We start from the raw sequence: 2,857 nt of genomic DNA, 5'->3' as shown, positions 1-2,857 counted from the left end.
GGCGTGTGGGACGAAGCCGCCGGTGAGGGGGCCGCGGCGCCTCGGTGTCCGCCGGCGGCCACGTGACTTGGCTCACCCGACGCGCCCGGGCGTGGTATCGATGCCCGAATGGGGTGGTTGTCACTGGTTACCAGCGGGTAGCATGATGTCGAGTTACTAACCAGTACGGAAAGCGGGGCCGCGGGTCGCCGCCGAACCAGACGGAGTCTCGAATGGGGCACTACAAGAGCAACCTCCGGGACCTGGAGTTCAACCTCTTCGAGGTGTTCAGGCGCCAGGACCTCCTCGGCAGCGGCCCGTACGCGGAGCTGGACGAGGACACCGTGCGCAGCATCCTGGACGAGGTGAACCGGCTGGCCGAGGGGCCGCTCGCCGCCTCCTTCGAGGACGCCGACCGCAACCCCCCGAAGTTCGACCCGGCCACCGGCTCGGTCGAGATGCCGGAGGGCTTCAAGAAGTCGTTCAAGGCGTGGATGGACGCCGAGTGGTACCGCCTCGACCTCGCCCCCGAGTTCGGCGGCAGCGGCGCCCCGCGCTCGCTGACCTGGGCGGTCGCCGAGCAGGTGCTGGGCGCCAACCCGGCCGTCTACATGTTCGCCTCCGGCCCCGGTTTCGCGCAGATCCTGTGGCACATCGGCACGCCCGAGCAGAGGAAGTTCGCCGAACTCGCCCTTGAGCGGCAGTGGGGCGCCACGATGGTGCTCACCGAGCCGGACGCCGGCTCCGACGTCGGCGCCGGGCGCGCCAAGGCCGTCGAGCAGCCGGACGGCACCTGGCACATCGAGGGCGTCAAGCGCTTCATCACCTCGGCCGAGCACGACATGTCCGAGAACATCTTCCACCTGGTGCTGGCCCGTCCCGAGGGCGCGGGGCCGGGCACCAAGGGCCTGTCGATGTTCCTCGTCCCCAAGTACCTGGTGGACGTGGAGTCCGGCGAGCTGGGCGAGCGCAACGGCGCCTACGTGACCAACGTCGAGAAGAAGATGGGCCTCAAGGTCTCCACGACCTGCGAGCTGACCCTCGGCGAGAAGCACCCGGCGGTCGGCTACCTGGTCGGCGACGTCCACCAGGGCATCAAGCAGATGTTCCTCGTCATCGAGTACGCCCGGATGATGGTCGGCACCAAGGCCATCGCCACCCTGTCGACCGGCTACCTGAACGCGCTGGAGTACGCCAAGGAGCGCGTGCAGGGTGCGGACATGACGCAGATGACCGACAAGTCCGCCCCGCGGGTCACGATCACCCACCACCCGGACGTCCGGCGCAGCCTCATGACGCAGAAGGCCTACGCCGAGGGCATGCGGGCGCTCGTCCTGCTCACCGCGTCCTACCAGGACGCCGTGCAGATCGCCGAGCACGAGGGCCGCAAGGACGAGCAGGCCGAGAAGATCAACGACCTGCTGCTGCCGATCGTGAAGGGCTTCGGCTCCGAGCGCGCCTACGCGCTGCTCGGCGCGGAGTCGCTGCAGACCCTCGGCGGGTCCGGGTTCCTGCAGGAGTACCCGATCGAGCAGTACATCCGCGACTCCAAGATCGACACCCTGTACGAGGGCACCACCGCGATCCAGGGCCAGGACCTGTTCTTCCGCAAGATCCTCCGGGACAACGGCGAGTCGCTGAAGGTGCTCGCCGGGGAGATCAAGGCGTTCGCCGAGTCCGAGGCGGGCAACGGCCGGCTGAAGAACGAGCGGGCCCTGCTCGGCCGGGCCCTCGACGACGTGCAGGGCATCCTGGACCCGATGATCGGGTGGGCGCTCGGCTCGATGGAGAACCCGAAGGAGCTGTACAAGATCGGGCTCAGCTCGTCCCGGCTCCTGCTCGGCCTCGGCGACCTAATCGTCGCCTGGCTGCTCTGCCGCCAGGCCGAGGTCGCGCTCACCGCCCTAGGCGGCGGCGACGTCTCCGGCCCCGACAAGGCGTTCTACACCGGCAAGGTGGCAGCCGCCCAGTTCTTCTGCCAGACCGTCCTACCCCGCCTCGCTGCCGACCGCGCCATCACCGAGTCCACCACCCTCGACGTCATGGACCTCCCCGAAGACGCGTTCTGATCAAGAACGTACCGGCCCCCGCCAGACTCCCGGCGGGGGCCGGTTCGTCAGTGGTGCCGGATACCGTGCCGATCATGGCGCAGATCCGCTATCTCCAGGGCGACGCGACCTCCCCGCAGGCCAAGGGTCCCAAGGTCATCGCGCACATCTGCAACAACCGGGGCGGCTGGGGCAAGGGCTTCGTCCTGGCGATATCCAGACGCTGGCCCGAGCCCGAAGCGGCCTACCGGCGCTGGCACCGCGACCGCGCCGGCAACGACTTCGAGCTGGGCGCGATCCAGCTCGTCCAGGTGCGACCCGACATCTGGGTCGCCAACATGATCGGCCAGCACGGCATCAAGACCAGCCGAAGCTCCGGACCGCCGATCCGGTACCAGGCAGTGCAGCAATGCCTGCGCCGCCTGGCCGCACCGGCCATCGACCTCGAAGCGACCGTCCACATGCCCCGCATAGGCTGCGGCCTGGCCGGCGGACGCTGGAACCGCATCGAACCCCTTATCACCAGCAGCCTCACCGAACCCGGCATCCCCGTAACCATCTACGACACCCCATAGCCCCCGAACCCCTTTCGGGACGACCGGCCAGCACGAAACCGCGGTCACCGACCTCCAGCGCGATGCGCACCAACCGTTGGGCTTTTCGGCGGGTTAGCGGTCACGGGAGTGGAGCGGCCGGGGTCAGGTGGAGGCAGGTGGTCAGAAGCCAGCGGAGGGCGCGCCGGGCCTGCGTGCCGCGTTGTGCTGGTTGCCGGGTGGCGGCCTTCGCGGCCGTCCAAGTCCCATCTGCACGGCGGGCGGACGCGCGTGGGC

Annotated in this window: 2 protein-coding genes; both read left to right on the top strand. The window is 69.1% G+C overall.

From position 1 onward, the window contains the following. Positions 1 to 212: 212 nt before the first annotated feature. On the top strand, positions 213 to 2,048 hold the full coding sequence (locus tag E1293_RS46040; protein ID WP_132206328.1) for an acyl-CoA dehydrogenase: 1,836 nt from the start codon (positions 213 to 215) through the stop codon (positions 2,046 to 2,048). Between the two features lie 74 nt (positions 2,049 to 2,122). After that, positions 2,123 to 2,602 carry a macro domain-containing protein gene (locus E1293_RS46035; RefSeq protein WP_132206326.1) on the top strand — a complete coding sequence of 160 codons (480 nt, stop codon included), beginning with the start codon at positions 2,123 to 2,125 and terminating at the stop codon, positions 2,600 to 2,602. Positions 2,603 to 2,857 lie beyond the last annotated feature (255 nt).

Source organism: Actinomadura darangshiensis (assembly GCF_004349235.1).
GTDB lineage: Bacteria > Actinomycetota > Actinomycetes > Streptosporangiales > Streptosporangiaceae > Spirillospora > Spirillospora darangshiensis.
This window is presented reverse-complemented; position numbering and strand designations above follow the sequence as displayed.